The organism is Psychromonas sp. SP041, assembly GCF_000470315.2.
Lineage (GTDB): Bacteria > Pseudomonadota > Gammaproteobacteria > Enterobacterales > Psychromonadaceae > Psychromonas.
Map to the genome: position 1 here is coordinate 17,372 of NZ_CBRF02000045.1, position 18,406 is coordinate 35,777.

The window sequence follows — 18,406 nt, forward strand, 5'->3', positions numbered from 1 at the left end:
TAATCGAGATTCAAAGGGTTAATATAACATTTAATGATGATGAATCGAAATTTTATAGTCTTTCAAATTAATTATAGGGTTAATTTTAACAAGCTGAATACAAGCTAACTTATAGTTTAAAAATTAAGTAAATAAATCATATAAAAAGTAAATTAATTAACCTCTTGGTCAACTATTACTCTATAAAAACACAAATATGAGCAAATAAAAGTAATAAAATACTTTTATTTTTGACCAAGTAGTCATAAATGATATTTAATAATTGTCGATATTGATCACATAAATTAATGTGATCGATTGAAAATTATTACACTAAGTTAGATAAAGGGCGTGAGAAATGTGTTTCAAATCACAAAAAAGTATAAATATGCAAGGCTTTATCAAACAAAAGTCCTTTCAAATAGTAAGGGATTACTAACATGGCATTATTAGAAGTTAAAGACTTACGTATAGAATATCCATCACGCTTTGGTACACATGCAGCTGTAAAATCACTCTCTTTTTCTATTAATCGTGGAGAAATTGTCGGAGTTGTTGGCGAATCAGGGGCAGGTAAATCTACCGTCGGTAACGCAATCATCGATTTGTTAAGCCCACCAGGTGTAATTGCTGGCGGTGAAGTATTTTTAGATGGAGAAAAAATATCAGGCTTAACGCTAGAACAAATGCGTAAAGTACGTGGTAATAAAATTGGCTTTATTTTCCAAGATCCAATGACTTCGTTGAATCCACTTTTCACGGTTGAACAACAATTACTTGAAACCATTCACGCCAACTTAGATGTCAGTAATGCAGAAGCGACACAACGTGCTATTAACTTAATGCAGCAAGTCGGCATTCCTGAAGCTGAAGTACGTATTAAACAATATCCGCATCAGTTTTCTGGCGGTATGCGTCAACGTGTTGTTATTGCCATCGCATTATCAGGCGAGCCTGATTTAATTATTGCTGATGAACCAACCACGGCGTTAGACGTTTCAATTCAAGATCAAATCCTCACCTTGATCCGTAACCTTTGTATCGAAAAAAATGTAGGTTGCATGTTAGTAACACACGATATGGGTGTGGTTTCAAATGTGACAGATAAAGTAGCGGTAATGTATCGTGGTGATTTAGTTGAGTTTGGTGAAACAGCCAAAGTGCTTGGCGATCCCGACCATGAATACACACGTAGCCTAATTTCAGCCGTACCTCGTTCAGATAGAAAGTTAAACCGCTTTCCGCTAGTTAGCTACATCGAAGAAGCACAAGAACATCAAGCGTTAGATATTAAAAACCATTGGTTAGGGCAAAGTGAAGAGCAACGTAGTTACGATGGTCCTCTGCTAAATGTTGAAGATGTTAGTTTACGTTTTATCACTAAAGATTCGTTCTTTGAAAGTAAACGTGAATATGTTCAAGCCAACAAAAATGTTAGCTTTAGTATTAATGAAGGTGAAACGTTTGGTTTAGTCGGTGAATCGGGCTCAGGTAAATCAACGATTGCACGAGTTATTACTGGTTTATATCCACCTAACGAAGGCAAAATAACCTTTGAAGGTATCGATTTAACAGCGATAAAATCAGAGCGTGAGCGACGACCTTTCCGACGTCAAATGCAAATGGTATTCCAAAACCCTTATACCTCAATGAACCCTCGCATGAAAATCTACGACATTATCGCTGAACCGATTCGCTTTCATAAATTAGCTGCCAATGAATCCCAAATACAAAGTATTGTATTCGATCTATTAGACCATGTTGGATTAGGAAGAATGGCCGGTGTTAAATATCCTCACGAATTTTCTGGCGGACAACGTCAGCGAATCTCTATTGCACGAGCTTTAGCAACGCGTCCACGCTTATTGATTTGTGATGAGCCAACGTCTGCGCTAGATGTATCAGTACAAGCGCAAATCCTTAACTTACTTAAAGATTTACAAGATGAGCTAAATCTTACCATGTTATTTATCAGCCATGATTTACCAGTAATACGTCAAGTATGTGACCGTATCGGTGTTATGCAACAGGGTAAGTTATTAGAAGTAAATGAAAGTGAACAATTATTTACACAGCCTCAACACCCTTACAGCAAACATTTAATTTCATTAATGCCTGAGTTTAAAGGGTTAAGAAGCGAAATTTAAAATTAACAAAACTAATTAAAACAGCATTAATTAAAAATTAAGTATCGAACGTTATTTTTCATAAAAGGAGTTATAAATGAAGTTTTTAAAAACAAAATTAGCGATTGCATTACTTGCTACAGGTTTGAGCTTTTCAGCCGCCGCAGCTGATATCACCATTGCTTATGATTCAGACCCTGTAACATTAGATCCACATGAGCAGCTTTCTGGCGGTGTGTTACAGATGTCACACATGTTATTTGATCCGCTAGTGCGTTTTACTAAAGAATTTGATTTTGAACCACGTCTAGCTGAAAAGTGGGAACGTGTAGATGAAAATACTTTCCGTTTTACGCTGCGTAAAGGTGTCACGTTTCATTCAGGTAATAAGTTAACAGCAGATGACGTTGTTTGGACATTCAACCGTCTTAAAACATCAGCGGACTTTAAAGCAGTATTTTCACCGTATGAAAAGCTGGTTAAAATTGATGATTACACTGTTGAATTAGTGTCGTTTAAACCGTATCCATTAGTACTACAAACAGCGACTTACCTTTTCCCAATGGACAGCAAATTCTATTCAGGTGAAGCTGACGGTGCAGATAAATCAATTATCATCAAACATGGTAATTCATTTGCTTCGACACATGTATCGGGTACAGGTCCATTCACTATTGAATCACGTGAGCAAGGCGTAAAAGTTGTGTTTGATCGCTTTGACGATTACTGGGACACAAATTCACCGGGTAACGTTGATAAATTAACATTGGTGCCTATCAAAGAAAATGCAACACGTGTTGCTGCTCTACTGTCTGGCGATGTTGATTTAATTCACCCAGTTGCACCGAACGACCAAAAACGTGTTATCGATACTAAAAACATCGAGCTAACGACAGTTGCAGGTACACGTATCATTACAATGCAAATGAACCAAAGTTCAAACGAAGCATTAAAAGATGTACGCGTTCGCCAAGCAATTGTTTACGCAATTAACAATGATGCTATCGTTAAAAAAATAATGAAAGGTTTCGCAACAACGGCTGGCCAACAAGGCCCTGAAGGTTACGCGGGTTACGACGCAAGTTTAGTACCACGTTACGACTTGAAAAAAGCAAAACAATTGATGAAAGAAGCCGGTTACGAGAAAGGCTTTAAATTATCAATGATGGCACCTAATAACCGTTACGTTAACGATGCTCAAATTGCTCAAGCAGCGGCATCAATGTTAGCGAAAATAGGTATTACTGTTGACTTAAAAACTATGCCTAAAGCGCAATACTGGCCTGAGTTTGATAAATGTTCGGCAGATATGATGATGATTGGTTGGCATTCAGATACAGAAGATTCAGCAAACTTCTCTGAGTTTTTAACCATGACGCGTGATGCTGAAACAGGTAAAGGTGCTTACAACTGTGGCCATTACTCAAACCCTAAAGTAGATAACTTAGTTAACTCAGCGAATGCAGAAACCGATCCTGTAAAACGTTCTGCAATGTTAAAAGAAGTTGAACAAATACTTTATAACGATGCAGCATTTGTTCCTCTACATTGGCAGAATCTTGCTTGGGGTGCAAAATCTAACCTAAACGTTTCACCTATCGTGAACGCATTGAACTTCCCATACCTTGGTGACTTAGTTGTTAAATAAGAGTTGTTAAGTGAAGTTTGTTCAATAAAGAGGATTAAATGTAGAGGTCGTTAAATAAAGGCCTCTACATAAATAATCTCTGCTCAATCAATTTTAATCAAAATAAAACGGTCCAAATTCTGGGCCGTTAATTAATTTATAGGAAACAACTGATGTTTACCTTTTTGGTCCAGCGACTTTTCCAGGCATTAATTGTAATGTTTGTGATCAGCCTAGTCGCATTTGCAATCCAAGATAACCTAGGCGATCCACTTCGAGAAATGGTAGGCCAATCCGTATCAGAAGCAGAACGACAAGTTTTACGTGATGAACTTGGGTTAAATGACTCTTATGTCACCAAATATACCCGTTTCATTAGTAGTGCATTACAAGGAGATTTAGGTAATTCATATTTCTTTAAACGCCCTGCTGTCGACGTTATTTTAGACAAATTACAAGCTACATTAGAGTTAGTATTTGGCGCCTCCATCATTATTGTATTAGTGGCAATCCCATTAGGTGTCTACTCCGCGATTCACCCCAAAAGTTTATGGACAAAAATGATCATGGCATTCAGTAGTATCGGGATTTCAATACCGGTCTTTTTAACCGCCATTATATTAATGTACATTTTTGCGATCGAGCTACAGTGGCTACCTTCTTATGGCCGAGGGGAAACATTCTCCATCTTTGGTTGGGAGACAGGTTATCTCACTACCGATGGCTTATTACATTTAGTACTACCTTGTATTTCATTAGCCTCTATTATGTTGCCGTTATTTATTCGTTTAGTGCGCTCAGAAATGTTAGAAGCATTAAGCTCTGAGTATGTAAAATTTGCGACCGCTAAAGGGTTAGCAATGAATAAAATTTATTATCAACATGCCTTAAAAAACACCATGCTACCAGTGTTAACCGTCGGTGGTGTACAAATTGGTACCATGGTCGCTTATACCATTTTAACGGAAACTGTTTTCCAATGGCCAGGCACCGGTTTCTTATTTTTAGAAGCAATTAACCGTGTTGATACACCGCTTATTACAGCTTACGTTATTTTTGTCGGGCTTATTTTTGTGGTCACTAATACTATCGTTGATTTGTTATACGGCGTGGTAAATCCAACCGTCAACATCACTGGTAAAGGAGCATAATATGACTAGCTTAACTCAAGAAAACACTGCTCCATCACGCTGGAAGCGACTAAAAGATTCAGACTTCATTTATCACTTTAAGCGTGACAAAATGGCGATGTTTAGCTTTGCTTTATTCTTAACTTTTTTTCTTGCCGCACTGTTTGCGCCGATCATTTCGCCAACCAATCCTTATGACTTGATGTCTATTGATTTGATGGATTCAGAGTTACCACCATCATGGTTAGAGGGTGGCGAAGAGCGATTCTTATTAGGAACTGATGACCAAGGTCGCGATATCTTGTCGACTATTTTATATGGTTCAAGATTATCATTAACAATTGGTTTTTTAGCCGTCGCAGTACAGTTAGTTTTAGGCATTGTGATTGGTTTATCGGCCGGTTATTTTGGTGGCCGTATTGATAGCTTCTTAATGCGTTTTGCCGATGTGCAATTATCATTTTCAACGATGATGGTCGCGATCATTATTACCGCGATTTTTAAAGCTAGTTTTGGTGCAGAGTTTTTTGCTGATTATGCAGTGATTATGTTAGTGGTGATTATTGGTGTCGCAGAATGGCCTCAATATGCACGTACAATTCGCGCTTCAGTGCTAGCAGAAAAGAAAAAGGAATATGTTGAAGCAGCACAAGTGATGGGCTTTAGATCGATGCGTATTATGTTCCGCCATATTCTACCTAACTGCCTATCACCGATTCTAGTGATTTCAACAGTACAAGTTGCTAATGCGATTATGTCAGAAGCTGCGTTATCGTTCCTAGGGCTAGGTTTACCAGTAGACCAACCTTCGCTAGGCGCACTAATCAGCATCGGCTTTAAATACATATTCTCTGGTGCATGGTGGATAACTATCTTCCCAGGCATTGTATTAATCAGCCTAGTATTAGTCATTAACTTATTAGGGGATTGGTTACGCGATGTATTTAATCCAAAAATCTACAAAGGTTAATCATTAATTGAAACTTAACGGCTTAATTTAGTCGAACAAAGCATTAACTCGGTGCACAATAAAACGTGACTGAGTTAATGCTCTTCTTTCAAATATTAATAACGCTTCAAATACGAAACAATCTTACTCAATAATAAACGTCACTTGTTTATTCATATCAACGATTTTTATTCCCACTGCCGAGAGCGTTTTTGTTATTTCTTTTTTCAACACAAGGTCTTGCTGTGACTGCTTTAAATCATCGATAGCTTGTTGTGAGGAAAAGGTACAAGTAACCTGTAAAGAAGCGGGAAATACATCATAGTTAACTGTATGGCTTATCCATTGGTAACCTGAGATATTATCTAATGCAAAGTCACATACTTCAGTTAAAGCAACACGCAATTTATTCTCTATTTTTTTATCTGACTTTCTCATTACGTTCCTATTTAAATCATTAATGTCTAAGCTTGTTACTGGCCATTATACCTTTGTCTGAATAAGTATAAAAAACAAAAACGGTAAATGTATTGATGTCATCTAATGCATAATAAAACTTACAAATGATAACCATGACTAAAAATAGCCACGCAAGAGCATGGCGCTAATTATTATTTATGTGTCTGTTGCTAGAGCACCGTCATTCCTTATTTTGGATAACGAAGGTTGATAATATGATTATAAATAGTGAAATAAATAAATGCTTCTTTAAGGTTTATTATTTAAAAGAATACGATCTAATATCATCGTTTGAAAAATAAATAGTGGTTCAATAAATCGAATTGAATACGTCAATATAGACAGAGGGTATTAGTTAGAAGAATTTTGTATTATCGCTTTCCGTCAAGCTTGTGAATAATGGCAACGTTAAAAACCAATTGAATAGGCAGCCATAAATTGAAAGCAAAATTAATTATTACTTTAGTCATTCTATCGATCCTATTTGCAATCTTAAGTAATGGTATTATTGCAGCTGCTTTCTCGTTATTAGCTTTTTCATTATTATTCTACTTTGTCAGTACACAACAAAGTGATACACCACCACGTCAATAAATAAACCACCTTCGACTCGAATGGTTGATAGCATTAATTTAGCGGGTTGTAAGCTTCTTACATTACCTTTATCACTAACAATGGCAAAACCCACGATAAGTAGATTATATAGGAGGGAGTTTTTAACTCGGGAGATTACAAAGACATTAGACCTGTTAACAGAACAGATTCAGCCGCCTCATAAAATCTCCTAAGTGTTATTACAGCTACAGAGAATCTATAAATCAAACTCTGATGGTGCGATACCTACTGCGTTACAAGCTTCTTTGATTGCTTTTTTCTCATCAGCATCAAATTCACCGTCAGCACTACCAATGATAATACCTAATTGAATACATGCTCTTGCTTGATCTTGTTTACCTTTTAATGCACCCAAAGCTTGAATGGCATCAATTTTACCAAAGTCATAATCGGCTTCTAATTTATTACAAAAGAAATCAAACTTTTCTTTAAGATCGCTAGCGTTAAATACTTTCAAGCTTTCATTAGACATAATAAAAGCAGCTGTTTTACTGCGTTCATCAGCATCAATATCACCATCAGCAGCAGCGACTAAAGCACAGATAGCCATTGATGCATCGGCAAACTTTTTATTCTTAAATTGGCCAATATTTTTTTGTAAACTATCATTCGCATCGCTCATTTTGTCTTTAATATTATTCCAAAAGCTCATTTTTTTCTCCAAAAATTAATTAAATAAAATTTAACACTCAAACGTATTATACCTCTTTTACAAAGGCACTTAACTTACCATCTTTAACATAAAATTGTTGTAATGCGAGACCGAGCATAGGGATATCAACGGGTAAATTCCCATAACCTTCTAACACTGTAAACACTAAATTTTCTTGTTTAACAATACCATCAAACCTATGTACTTTTTCTTCTTTTTGACACTCTTCACCAACAATACCACTCAGTAAATCATTACGTGGTTCTAACAATGTGCCAATCACTCGTTTTACTGGCCATTGCAATTCATCCACTACCCCTTGTATAAAAGACTGTGGTGATGCAGTAATGATCCAAACGTCAACACCTTGCTCATTCAATTCAATTAATCGGTCTACCACCAATTTAATTTGAGTCAGATTTTTAGCTGCAGCACACCCTGCTTGATATACACTTTTTGGATCTTGATTGGTTAATGCTACTTTATATAAACGCTGTTTAATGACTGTTTTAAACTGCCCTAAATAAACTCTATAGTTTAGAAGTATCGGAAATAAGTATAAAAATAAAGGTTTATTTCCTAACAAAAATTTAAATAAATAACGCAAAGAGTTTTCTTCTATTAACGTTTCATCGAAATCAAATACTGCAATTTTATTCATTTTAACTTACATCTTTTATTAAAGCACAAGCACCAAAAGGCATTTCAGGTAATTCAATGACAACAATGCCTTTTTCATCGGCAATTCGCATCAAATGTGCAGTATTTTCATTGTGCTTATCCTTAACTAACAAGGTGTCCGGTACTCGGCGCAGCATAACGCGCGTCGCTTCTGCAATACCAGGTTTAACTCGGTTAATATCACCCACACTATAGTCACTCATTAGCTTTTTAATATAACGTTGGGTTTGTTGATAACGTTGTACACGCTGCGCTTCACTGGTCAAGATAGGTGCTTGATATTGTTCCTCACAAAAACAGTCAGAAACTTCATTTATAAACCAATTTGAATAGTCATATTTTTCGAGGTGTTGATAGGTTATACAACCATGAAAATCATTCTCACTTATTTGTTCATTAATAACAGAACGACTAATGAGACCACTCACTGTTGAATTCATGAGTGCACTAGGAATAGTGTAATCATGTAAAGTCACCGAATAATCCGCGGTACCACCAATATCTGAAACTACGTATAAGTCATCACTCACGTTTACTTTTTTTCTTTTATTATAGGCTTGAACCGCTTGTTTTAATTCTTTAGTAATGACACCTTTAGCTGTCCAGCCATCAATAAACACGATGCTTTCAGGTTTAATATTTAAGTCATTAATCAAATAGTCTAATGCATTAGTATCAATGCCCTTATCACGCACTATGCTAATAGAATAATGAACAGACTCTAAAGTTGAGTACTCATTGATTGCTCTATTAACTAACACGCCTATGGGAGTTCCTGCACGTACTAAGGAAACAAGACAAACAGGCTGCTTAATGTTGTCCGAAATTAAATGAGCTAATTGCATAATTTCATTCGCAAGCTGCTGTTTATATTGTGCAGTCAACGACAAGAATAATTGTTCATACTCGGTACTGGGTTTAGTTTCTTGGCTTACCATTTGTGAATAATGCAATTGACCTGACTGAATCAACCTTTCTTTATCTTCTACTGTATAAAAATTAGGTTCAATTTGTTTCAATAAAAATAAACAATCTTTCTCTGAATAACTACCTATAAATGGCTTTTTCATTGTTCTGATTCCTTTTTAAATATTTGCGCTTGTTGAGGAACAATTAAAAAATCAGCATCATTCATAAAAGGTAAGTCACTATCGCTATCGCCCATGGCAAAAACGGTATCGAATTGATTAAAATCCATTTTTTCTTTCAAAAAATCAACCGCTACTTTCTTTTGTGCATAGGGTGCTAGCATAGCGAAGTTTCTGCCATTCTCATGTAATAGCATGTTTCTTTTTAATCTAGCATTAAGTATCGAACTGACTTGAGTAGACTTTTCAGGAAGGTAACCCACTTTATTTATTTTAATACAAATATAAGCCGTAATGCCTTGATCAACAATCAAACGAACACGGACATTTTTATCCTCTGCATAATATTCAAGCAATTGCTCATACATCACATTCAGCACACCTTGCCAATGCAGTAGCGCATAATGTTTTTCTAAAAATGTAACCCATTCATTTAATACGTGATGCTGTTTATTTAAAATAACAGCGCCATGAGAGACGATTGCATATTCACTTTTCATTACATCAGGTAAGCGACAATTTAAAAAAGAACTACTCCTACGACCAGTGACAGGGATAATGATCGCACCGCCCTTCACCATCACCTCTAATAGCTTTTGTTGTTGTAAGGAAGAATGAGCATAAGTATTTCCATCAACATCCACTGTTGCTTGTATTGCATGCTCAGGCACGTTGTTATTAAAACTTTGGAATAAGGTGTCATCCAAATCGGTAAAAACAAATAGTCGAGATGGCATCTTAGTTAACACCTCCATTCGTGATACCTAACTTCATTTGTAAATAACAAGCCTTCGTATTCGTTTTCACTGATAACAAAAACGGATTTATTTTGAGGAAAAAAGTTATACAAGTAATGTTCAGCACCGTCTGTATTGGCAGTGATATTATATTTATTAACTATCTCATCACAAACCAATATAGGTGAACGATTAATAGATTGAAAAGCCACTTCAACACCTGACTTCTCTAATTGCTCAGCAAGTAAAAAGGGGATGTATTGATGTTCACCATCTGCAATAACCAGTGTGTTTTTTGTGCTACTAATCGCATTTAATTTTTCACGATAAGGCATGCGTATAGCGCATCGACCTGCGCTAGAAATTGAATCAGACAGATCTAAGCCTGAGTTCACTTTATTAGGTAATGTTGGATTAAAGTCAGGATCTTTTTCGAGTGTGATATTTGCTTTAACTAATGAAATATAGCGAATAGGAATATCTATATCGAGATCTTTTAGATGGTTCTCTGTTGCCATCAAATCTACGATAGAAGTAATGACGATTTCTTCTAAATCAGTTAAATAAGGTAATATTTGTAATAAGAAAACCTTAATCGTACGTCCAGTGGTTATCTCATCATCGATAATAACCAGTTTTTTGGACTTTATGATAGCGTCATACAAATCAGGAGTTGGTTTATAGAACATATGATTGACAGCATGACTATGCTCTTCATCAACAGTAAACCACAACTCCTCATCTAGCTTATGCCGAGTAGTATGTTGGAAATATATTTCATTATCCTGGTCTCTTGCTAGGCTGTCAGCGACGCCTGCGCCTAAACCAGTTGCCGCTTCTGCAAAACTAACAACATAACAATCCGAATCATAACCCACTCTTTCAGCTAACTGATTATAAGTTGCTCGCATGACACTAGGTGCTGTTGGGGTATATCGGCCAATCAATTTATTGATCAATATAAAATGACGTTTAGGGTTTTCACGACAAGCAAATGCCACAATATTATCTAATGTTTTTCTATGCTCATTAGACTGCAGTAGAAGAGTCCCTGCTTTAATGTCATATATATGTTTGAGATATTGCAATTAAAATTTACCTACTGTTTTTTAAAGATAACAGCGATAGCGTTTATTCTATGCTGGTTTTACACCTTAAAACACTACTGGTTTACACCTGCAATACTTCAAGAAATATCTTTATTTGTATAACTTTCTTAAGCTTAACATCGACTCTATTTAACGTTGTTTCATATTATACCAATCACACTAATTAACTGATCTATTTTACTGGTTAAAATAACTTATTTCTTCGTTGTAAATTTCGTAAATGGAACAACCATTTAGCTCAATTTACGCCTTAAACTAAATCATTTTTCCTGCGCAAAATTTAGATCACTTATTTAATGTAATCGGTATTACTCTCAAAATAACGTTAAACAGTAATAAAAATAGTCACAACTAACGATGGGATAACCAAGTTTAATTTAGATGGTGAAACGTATATTGATTTGCAATAAAAATCGAATGCTCAACTTTCTATGCTTATCTTTTTTACTTAAAAATAATGGAGCTTATAAATATAAGCTCCATTATTTAAGTTGGTCATGGTCTATATAATGGATTTAAACAGTCAATCCATCTTAAAATTTATTGAATAACGAAATACATACTGACTGCCCAGACAGTGAATAATGTAAGTAAAAAGTAAGCGACATTCTTTGTTACTTTTTTGTAGTTAAATAATAAGCTAGCAGCAACGGCAGCTGTTACACCAACAATAGACCAACGAAGAATAGTTAAATTTTGATCGTTAACCAGTGGCAATGCACTTTCGTCGTTAATCAAGAACCAAGCTAATAATGGCAAAGCAAAGGCAACAGTCGTATCAAAAGTATTAGACGCTAACGGGTTAGCAACAGCATCTTCATATTCACCTTTTTGTGCATCTTTAACTGATAATATTAAATCAGGAACAGAAGAAGCAGCAGCACCAAACACTAAGCCTGCGAAGAACTCAGGAACACCCAATACAGACGCACTACCAAGCACACCTTCAACTAATATATGTGACGCACCAGAAATAACGGCAATGGCCAATGAAATAACCAATAAAGCACTCATCGCTGTGAACGCTCGATTTGAGAATATTAACGCGTTAAAGTTAAAAGATAGTACGTTTAATAATACACCTTTATCTTCAATTTCTTCGTATTCGTACTCTTCATCATCATCGCTACCGACATGTCTTTTTGAGTCAATATATAAATGCACTCCATATAAGAAGTAGATAACGTTCAAAATAACCGCCATCCAAATAGTGAACTCATTAAAACCAAGACAAACAATTAACGCAATTTCTGCAGTAAGTACCCAGAAAACATCACGTATTAATACGCTTTTGTTTAACTCGATATGATCAACCGATTTACCTTTCTCATCTTTCGCCATGATGATCGATAAAGCAGGTATGACACAACCATTAAAAATAGCAGAACCAGCGGTAACACCTAGTGCAACCATCACTAATGAAGGATCATCAAACCAAAATAAACAAGCAATAACAACACACATTTCAGGCATGCTTGAACCGATGGCATTAACTGTTGCACCTTTTATGCCAGGCGGAAAGTTACGCCCTAAATATCCAGCAGCTTGTTCAAAAGTGTCACATGCATATTTTAATAAATAACACGATAAAACAATGTAAAAAAATGGAAGTATTGAATCCAAAATATATTTCTCCAGTTACGCAACATAAATGTCATCATTAACAGTTATTGCATTTTATTTAAATTAGTCTGTACTCATCCTACCTAGCTTTTATCCAAAAAAGTATTTTAGAAGAAGCCAGCTAGGATGTTATTTTTCTAATCTAAAGTGTTATAAATAACCTGTTTCAACTGTCTTCACAGTTTGCTCAAGTTTTTTGTCATTGGTTGTTTCGCCTAGTGCAGAGAACTTCCAGCTTCCGTTATGTTTGTATAATTTACCTAACACCATAGAAACTGAGCCTGCAAATTTAGCGTCATTAGCAATATCATAAACGGCATGAATAGAGTCAACACGTGTTGGTGTTCCTTCATACAAGCGAATAGATGCAAAAGGGATAGTTTTAAAATCATCGCCAGAAAATGAGTTAAGTACAAATACAACTTGATCTGCATTCGCAGGTAATTGACTTAGATTTACATTGATTACTTCGTTATCAAGTCCATCATCACCATCGGTATCACCTGTTCGGTCATCACCAGAGTGTTGAATACCAGTACTTTTTAGTTTGCCAAAATAAACAACATCTAATAACGTTTTATTTGCATCAAACACAGCACAACTTGCGTCAAGATCAACTGCAACTGTCTTTGTTCCAAAGAAACCTTTTTTAGTAATCGCGCCCCAGTTCACACCAACACATAGATTGGTTAAACTTGAACCATTCGATTTTTCTAGGCTTATTTTCTGACCTTTTTGTAGTGAAATTGCCATTTTATATCCTTAATTATCAATTTATTTGTTATTAAAAAAATGGAGTGATACATCACTCCATTTAATAATATAGATACTTCACATAGAAAATATTAAACCGCAACGCCATATTGACGAGCTAGGGGACCAAGTCCACCTTCAAATCCTTGACCAATCGCTTTAAATTTCCAGCTACCGTTGTGTAAGTATAACTCACCAAAAATAAGTGCAGTTTCAATAGAGTAATCTTCAGATAAGTCATAACGTACCACTTCTTCATTCGATGCTTCATTAACAACACGGATGAATGCGTTTGATACTTGACCAAAGTTTTGCTTTCTTGATTCTGCTTCGTGAATTGTTACAGCAACGATGATTTTGGTAATATCAGCAGGAATTTTAGAAAGGTCAACTTTAACAGCCTCATCATCGCCTTCGCCTTCACCTGTTAAGTTATCACCAGTATGTTCAACTGAACCACATTCTGATATTAAATTATTAAAGAAGATGAAACCGTTATCTGCTTTCACTTTGCCTTCTGCGTTTAATAAAAATACCGATGCATCTAAATCAAAGTCAGCGCCATCAGTCGCTCTAGAATCCCACCCAAGTCCAAGTAAACATTTAGTCATACCAGGTGCTACTTTTTCTAGTGAGACATTCCCACCTTTTTGTAATGAAACAGCCATTTACATTTCCTTAAAATATATAATTATTAATAATACTGATTAACTCAGTGCGAAAAACATAAAAAATAAAGTGCATAGGACATAAAATTCAGCCCCAAATTCAAATACTAGATAATAAAAATACCTAGAATACAGGTAATAGCTTAATGAACCGCAATTTATCAACTGCTGCTAGTGCAGCACTTCCTTTTTTAAGCTTTAGTATCTAACGTATGGAGACAAATGTTCAAAAATCAATCCCTCACTAATATTTTAGATTTATTCTATTAAATCTGTGATGACATATTAAGTCAACAAAAAAATACTGATAGTGCATTATTAGGACTAAATTCTCTAGATAGATCAATTTTATTACAACCAAATATAAGTTTATGCACTAAATTATAAAAAGAACACAGAGCAACCCAACAGTACTACAGAATATCTACTTCTAATAATACGCCAGCAACTTTATGATTTACCTCATTGATTTTATTGTTTATTTATTTGATTTCTCACCAAAAAATGCAGTTCCATCTGAATCTAAGAGAGAAAATAGGGTTAAATATTAACATAGAAGTTGTTTAATAAATGAGAGGATTGAACAGCGAGAAAACAGCGTAATCACGAATAAGTGAATTTTTAAATCACCAATATTAAGATGGGTTATTGTAACTATTTTTACAGAATCTTTATTTCTATACTACGGCTTAGAATAATAATTAGCCGCAGTATAAAAAGAAAATAAGTATGTAGACAGGTTACAAAGGGCTAAACTGAATATAAGCCAGTACAACTGTTGCTACTGTCACCCATAATAAAATACCTAATAACATGGGTTTGTAACCAGCACTTTTGATGGTTTTTACCGTGATACCACAACCAATTAAAAATAAACAAAGTACAAGTAAACGTTTACTCGCAAAAAATAGGTTTTGGTATAAACCATCGAACTGCGGTAAAAAATGTGCCACTGCAATCGCCAGACAGTAATAGAGGATAAACATCGGCACAGTAATTTTTTTACTATCACCTTTAAAAATAAGCGCACTAATAAAAGCGACTGGAATTATCCACAAAGCGCGTGCTAATTTCACAGTTGTTGCAATTTGAAGCGCTTCATCTCCGTAAGCAGAAGCAGCACCAACAACAGAAGAAGTATCATGAATGGCGATCGCACTCCATAAACCAAAATTATATTGGCTCATTCCCAGCGCATGTCCAACCAATGGGAACACAAATAAAGCGATGCTATTAAGAATAAACACGGTTGCCAAAGCATGTGAAGTTTGTTCGTTATTAGCTTGAATAGCCGGCGCAACAGCAGCAATCGCACTGCCACCACAAATAGCCGTACCAGAAGCGACTAAGTGACCTGTCTTAGCATCTATCTTAAATAACTTAGTTAATAACATACCTATTAATAACGTACTAAAAATAGAACCAACAATTAAACCAATATTGGCAGAGCTAGCTTCAATCGCTTGTTCAACATTGATACCAAACCCTAAACCAACAATTGATAACGCCAATAGTTTTTTAGTCAGCTGACCAATATCGATTTTCGAAGGGACTAAGCCAAGAGTTGCAACAGTGAAACCAAGTACCAATGCAATAGGCGAGGAGATAACAGGAAATAAACATAAAGTAGCTAATACACTAAATAGAATAAAGTGTTTATTAAATTGTATTTTGCTAATATTAGCTATCATATATTACCTCCTCATTTTTATGATTAGATAATATAAAAACACTAAGATTAAGTATATTCGAAAGAATTTAATTAGTCGTTAAGAAAAATTTAACATGAAGTTCAAACTCACTACGCAAGTTAATAGCAAAAATGTAATATATACCCGTTACCGTTCAAAGTGCAAAAATCAGCAAGTCGTGAGATAAACAGATTCTAGGCATAAAGGTAAAGATTTAACCGGTATAGTTTATGCGAAAATGCATAGACACCGATCCGCACATAGCAGAGCAAGACAAAGCAATGCGACATAACGACACACTAATGATAAAAGGTTAAATTGCATATGATTTCTAAATGGGCACTACGATTCATTCAAATGGCAGAACTTGTTGCATCATGGAGTAAAGATCCATCGACTCAAGTTGGTGCAGTGATCACCGAACATAACCGTATTGTTTCACTAGGTTTTAATGGCTATCCACAAGGTATTTCAGACAGTGCTGAAACTGATAATCGAGAAATCAAATTACTCAAAACCTTACACGCGGAAGAAAATGCAATACTTTACGCCAAACGAGATTTAAGTGGATGTGAAATTTGGGTGACGCATTTTCCATGTCCCAACTGCGCAGCAAAAATCATTCAAACAGGGATTAAAGCAGTGCATTGCCCAGCACAAAGTGAAGACTTTTTATCACGTTGGGGAGACAAAATTAAACTCAGTGAAGAGATGTTTACTCAATCACGCGTTACCGTCGATTGGTTGCCGCTAGAAGACCAATAATAACTAACATAACAGTCGTTTAAGATTAAGCGACTGTTCGATAAACTCACCTGATGAGGTAATGCATTTAATATGCAAACAAGTATCGATATAAGTTGGTTACAACTCGGGCTATTTAGTTTACTGCTGTTTGTCCCTATTACAATTAACGCTTATTTCAAACTCGGTATTAACAAAAGTACTGTCACTGCATTTGTACGTTTATTTTTACAATTACTATTAGTCGGCCTGTACCTCGAATACATATTTGAACTCGACAGCATTCTATTAAATACTGCTTGGTTGATCGTCATGATCACAGTCGGTAGCTACAGCATCATCAGTAAAAGTGGTTTAAATAATCGCTATCTATTTTTTGCCAATAGTATCGCGCTTAGCTGTGCTTTATTACCAATATTATTAGTATTATCACTTCTGGTTATCCAACCAGCCCCTTGGTATAGCGCTCGCTATATGATTCCGTTAGCGGGCATGTTGTTAGGTAATAGTTTGAGTGCAAACATAGTGGCATTACAAAACTTATTTAATGCCTTTGACCAACAACAAGATGAATACGAAGGGGCACTTGCACTAGGCGCGTCTCCTTATCAGGCTGCTTTCCCTTTCTTACAACAATCATTAAAAAAAGCACAAGCGCCAATCTTAGCGACAATTGCAACAACAGGTATCGTTTCCTTACCTGGTATGATGACAGGACAAATACTCGGAGGTGTTACGCCGATGGTAGCAATCAAGTATCAACTACTTATATTTATCGCCATGTTGATCATGTTAAGTGTCTCTCTTACTATTACCCTATTATTAACATTACGGGTTTCACTAGCAAAAAATGGTCTCATCAAAATCAAGCTTAACAACTAAATATCTTTTTTATAAACACATTGTTTGAAAATAAACCAAATAAAACTAGCTATTTAAAAAATAATCCATTATTATTCACTTCGCTCTGGAAAATCAGAGTTATTAATGTCAAATAAAGTCCAAGTTATCCTCAGTTACATCGTCACCGTTGTCCTTAGTATTATCTTTAACTTCTCAAACCATTCAATAATTCCAACTTCAGCGCACGCAATTTTTGCACAATAATATTTATAACTATTCCGTTACTAAAATACCGCGTAATAATATGACGGTTACAACGGAAATAACCAATACCGAACATTAGACATTCTATTTTAGGTAATTGGTATTAACTCCATAAGGAAATATATGGCTCGCTCTACAGGTAGAAAAAGATTTTGGTTCCAACAGAACAAAGATGAAGATCAGCAACAAGTAAATGAACAGAAAGATACATCAGAAAAATAGTAGAAGTATATCAACGCTTTTAACGAGAGCAGAATAGCCCCGCTCGGTTAACAATCAGGCTGAATAGACAATATCAGTACTGAATAAATATTTTTATATATGTAAATAAAATAAGGTCCCCTCTAACCTTATTACCTTTCTCAGAAAGACTTATCACGATTCAATATTTATAGAACTCGCACTATCATTAAGGTGCGAGATTAAATGTGCTGCTTAATAAGTGGCACGATTAATATTCTTTATAACTATTTATTACAATAATAATTCCACTCAATACCTGATTTAATCCTCTATCGTATACTGACTGGAATTAGTATTAATACCAATTCCGATAATTAAGTTTCCAGATTGGTCCAGTCTCTATAACATTGTGAGATGACTCTATTTTTGTCTTCACTGAAGCGATTCCAAGCATCACAACATTTATTGACAATATCGTTATAACC

At 35.4% G+C, this 18,406-nt stretch carries 17 protein-coding genes; 7 read left to right on the forward strand and 10 right to left on the reverse strand.

What is annotated here, in order from left to right:
* Positions 1–419 precede the first annotated feature (419 nt).
* From SP041_RS18420 to SP041_RS18435, 4 genes are all read left to right on the forward strand, one after another.
* Entirely contained in the window at positions 420–2,126 is a 1,707-nt protein-coding gene (locus tag SP041_RS18420) for an ABC transporter ATP-binding protein (protein WP_037048759.1), read from the forward strand.
* 76 nt (positions 2,127–2,202) lie between these two features.
* A complete protein-coding gene (locus SP041_RS18425) occupies positions 2,203–3,753 on the forward strand; it encodes an ABC transporter substrate-binding protein (protein WP_025564173.1) in 1,551 nt (516 codons plus the stop codon).
* A 152-nt stretch (positions 3,754–3,905) separates the two neighbouring features.
* Positions 3,906–4,883: an ABC transporter permease gene (locus tag SP041_RS18430; protein ID WP_025564171.1), complete on the forward strand. Its 978-nt coding sequence runs from the start codon at positions 3,906–3,908 to the stop codon at positions 4,881–4,883.
* 1 nt (position 4,884) lies between these two features.
* Positions 4,885–5,832: an ABC transporter permease gene (locus SP041_RS18435; protein ID WP_025564169.1), complete on the forward strand. Its 948-nt coding sequence runs from the start codon at positions 4,885–4,887 to the stop codon at positions 5,830–5,832.
* A gap of 123 nt (positions 5,833–5,955) precedes the next feature.
* On the opposite strand, the gene SP041_RS18440 is transcribed toward SP041_RS18435, so the two are convergent.
* Positions 5,956–6,249: a hypothetical protein gene (locus tag SP041_RS18440; RefSeq protein ID WP_037048769.1), complete on the reverse strand. Its 294-nt coding sequence runs from the start codon at positions 6,247–6,249 to the stop codon at positions 5,956–5,958.
* 459 nt (positions 6,250–6,708) lie between these two features.
* On the opposite strand from SP041_RS18440, the gene SP041_RS20915 reads away from it, so the two are divergent.
* A complete protein-coding gene (locus SP041_RS20915; RefSeq protein WP_170968571.1) occupies positions 6,709–6,864 on the forward strand; it encodes a hypothetical protein in 156 nt (51 codons plus the stop codon).
* Between the two features lie 217 nt (positions 6,865–7,081).
* On the opposite strand, the gene SP041_RS18445 is transcribed toward SP041_RS20915, so the two are convergent.
* The 9 genes from SP041_RS18445 to SP041_RS18485 all read right to left on the reverse strand — a co-directional run bounded on the left by SP041_RS18445 (position 7,082) and on the right by SP041_RS18485 (position 15,887).
* Positions 7,082–7,537, reverse strand: a complete 456-nt coding sequence (locus SP041_RS18445; protein ID WP_025564167.1) for a TerB family tellurite resistance protein — start codon at positions 7,535–7,537, stop codon at positions 7,082–7,084.
* A gap of 46 nt (positions 7,538–7,583) precedes the next feature.
* Entirely contained in the window at positions 7,584–8,198 is a 615-nt protein-coding gene (locus SP041_RS18450; protein ID WP_025564165.1) for an HAD-IB family phosphatase, read from the reverse strand.
* Position 8,199: 1 nt separating this feature from the next.
* Positions 8,200–9,288 carry a cysteine protease StiP family protein gene (locus SP041_RS18455; RefSeq protein ID WP_037048755.1) on the reverse strand — a complete coding sequence of 363 codons (1,089 nt, stop codon included), beginning with the start codon at positions 9,286–9,288 and terminating at the stop codon, positions 8,200–8,202.
* A complete protein-coding gene (locus SP041_RS18460) occupies positions 9,285–10,043 on the reverse strand; it encodes an HAD family hydrolase (protein ID WP_170968572.1) in 759 nt (252 codons plus the stop codon). The genes SP041_RS18455 and SP041_RS18460 overlap by 4 nt, the downstream gene beginning before the upstream one ends.
* 5 nt (positions 10,044–10,048) lie before the next feature.
* Entirely contained in the window at positions 10,049–11,131 is a 1,083-nt protein-coding gene (locus tag SP041_RS18465; protein WP_025564161.1) for a phosphoribosyltransferase domain-containing protein, read from the reverse strand.
* 561 nt (positions 11,132–11,692) lie between these two features.
* Positions 11,693–12,775, reverse strand: a complete 1,083-nt coding sequence (locus tag SP041_RS18470; RefSeq protein WP_240791506.1) for a sodium:calcium antiporter — start codon at positions 12,773–12,775, stop codon at positions 11,693–11,695.
* A 150-nt stretch (positions 12,776–12,925) separates the two neighbouring features.
* Positions 12,926–13,528: a TerD family protein gene (locus SP041_RS18475; protein WP_025564027.1), complete on the reverse strand. Its 603-nt coding sequence runs from the start codon at positions 13,526–13,528 to the stop codon at positions 12,926–12,928.
* A 92-nt stretch (positions 13,529–13,620) separates the two neighbouring features.
* Complete coding sequence (locus SP041_RS18480) at positions 13,621–14,196, reverse strand: TerD family protein (protein ID WP_025564025.1); 576 nt, start codon at positions 14,194–14,196, stop codon at positions 13,621–13,623.
* 740 nt (positions 14,197–14,936) lie between these two features.
* Positions 14,937–15,887 (reverse strand): putative sulfate exporter family transporter, encoded by a 951-nt coding sequence (locus SP041_RS18485; protein ID WP_025564023.1) that lies wholly within the window; start codon positions 15,885–15,887, stop codon positions 14,937–14,939.
* A 324-nt stretch (positions 15,888–16,211) separates the two neighbouring features.
* Between SP041_RS18485 and SP041_RS18490 the strand changes: the two genes are divergently transcribed.
* Positions 16,212–16,652, forward strand: coding sequence for a cytidine/deoxycytidylate deaminase family protein (locus SP041_RS18490; protein ID WP_025564021.1), 441 nt, complete (start codon positions 16,212–16,214; stop codon positions 16,650–16,652).
* 72 nt (positions 16,653–16,724) lie between these two features.
* Positions 16,725–17,513, forward strand: a complete 789-nt coding sequence (locus SP041_RS18495; protein WP_025564019.1) for an ABC transporter permease — start codon at positions 16,725–16,727, stop codon at positions 17,511–17,513.
* The last annotated feature ends 893 nt before the right edge of the window (positions 17,514–18,406 follow it).

What these genes read in the sequence shown, in the direction of transcription:
- SP041_RS18425 (WP_025564173.1), top strand. Translation starts at nt 2,203, where the DNA reads ATGAAGTTTTTAAAAACAAAATTAGCGATTGCATTACTTGCTACAGGT.
- SP041_RS18475 (WP_025564027.1), bottom strand. Translation starts at nt 13,528, where the DNA reads ATGGCAATTTCACTACAAAAAGGTCAGAAAATAAGCCTAGAAAAATCG.
- SP041_RS18430 (WP_025564171.1), top strand. Translation starts at nt 3,906, where the DNA reads ATGTTTACCTTTTTGGTCCAGCGACTTTTCCAGGCATTAATTGTAATG.
- SP041_RS18450 (WP_025564165.1), bottom strand. Translation starts at nt 8,198, where the DNA reads ATGAATAAAATTGCAGTATTTGATTTCGATGAAACGTTAATAGAAGAA.
- SP041_RS18485 (WP_025564023.1), bottom strand. Translation starts at nt 15,887, where the DNA reads ATGATAGCTAATATTAGCAAAATACAATTTAATAAACACTTTATTCTA.
- SP041_RS18440 (WP_037048769.1), bottom strand. Translation starts at nt 6,249, where the DNA reads ATGAGAAAGTCAGATAAAAAAATAGAGAATAAATTGCGTGTTGCTTTA.
- SP041_RS18455 (WP_037048755.1), bottom strand. Translation starts at nt 9,288, where the DNA reads ATGAAAAAGCCATTTATAGGTAGTTATTCAGAGAAAGATTGTTTATTT.
- SP041_RS18435 (WP_025564169.1), top strand. Translation starts at nt 4,885, where the DNA reads ATGACTAGCTTAACTCAAGAAAACACTGCTCCATCACGCTGGAAGCGA.
- SP041_RS18460 (WP_170968572.1), bottom strand. Translation starts at nt 10,043, where the DNA reads ATGCCATCTCGACTATTTGTTTTTACCGATTTGGATGACACCTTATTC.
- SP041_RS18480 (WP_025564025.1), bottom strand. Translation starts at nt 14,196, where the DNA reads ATGGCTGTTTCATTACAAAAAGGTGGGAATGTCTCACTAGAAAAAGTA.
- SP041_RS18420 (WP_037048759.1), top strand. Translation starts at nt 420, where the DNA reads ATGGCATTATTAGAAGTTAAAGACTTACGTATAGAATATCCATCACGC.
- SP041_RS18445 (WP_025564167.1), bottom strand. Translation starts at nt 7,537, where the DNA reads ATGAGCTTTTGGAATAATATTAAAGACAAAATGAGCGATGCGAATGAT.
- SP041_RS18490 (WP_025564021.1), top strand. Translation starts at nt 16,212, where the DNA reads ATGATTTCTAAATGGGCACTACGATTCATTCAAATGGCAGAACTTGTT.
- SP041_RS18495 (WP_025564019.1), top strand. Translation starts at nt 16,725, where the DNA reads ATGCAAACAAGTATCGATATAAGTTGGTTACAACTCGGGCTATTTAGT.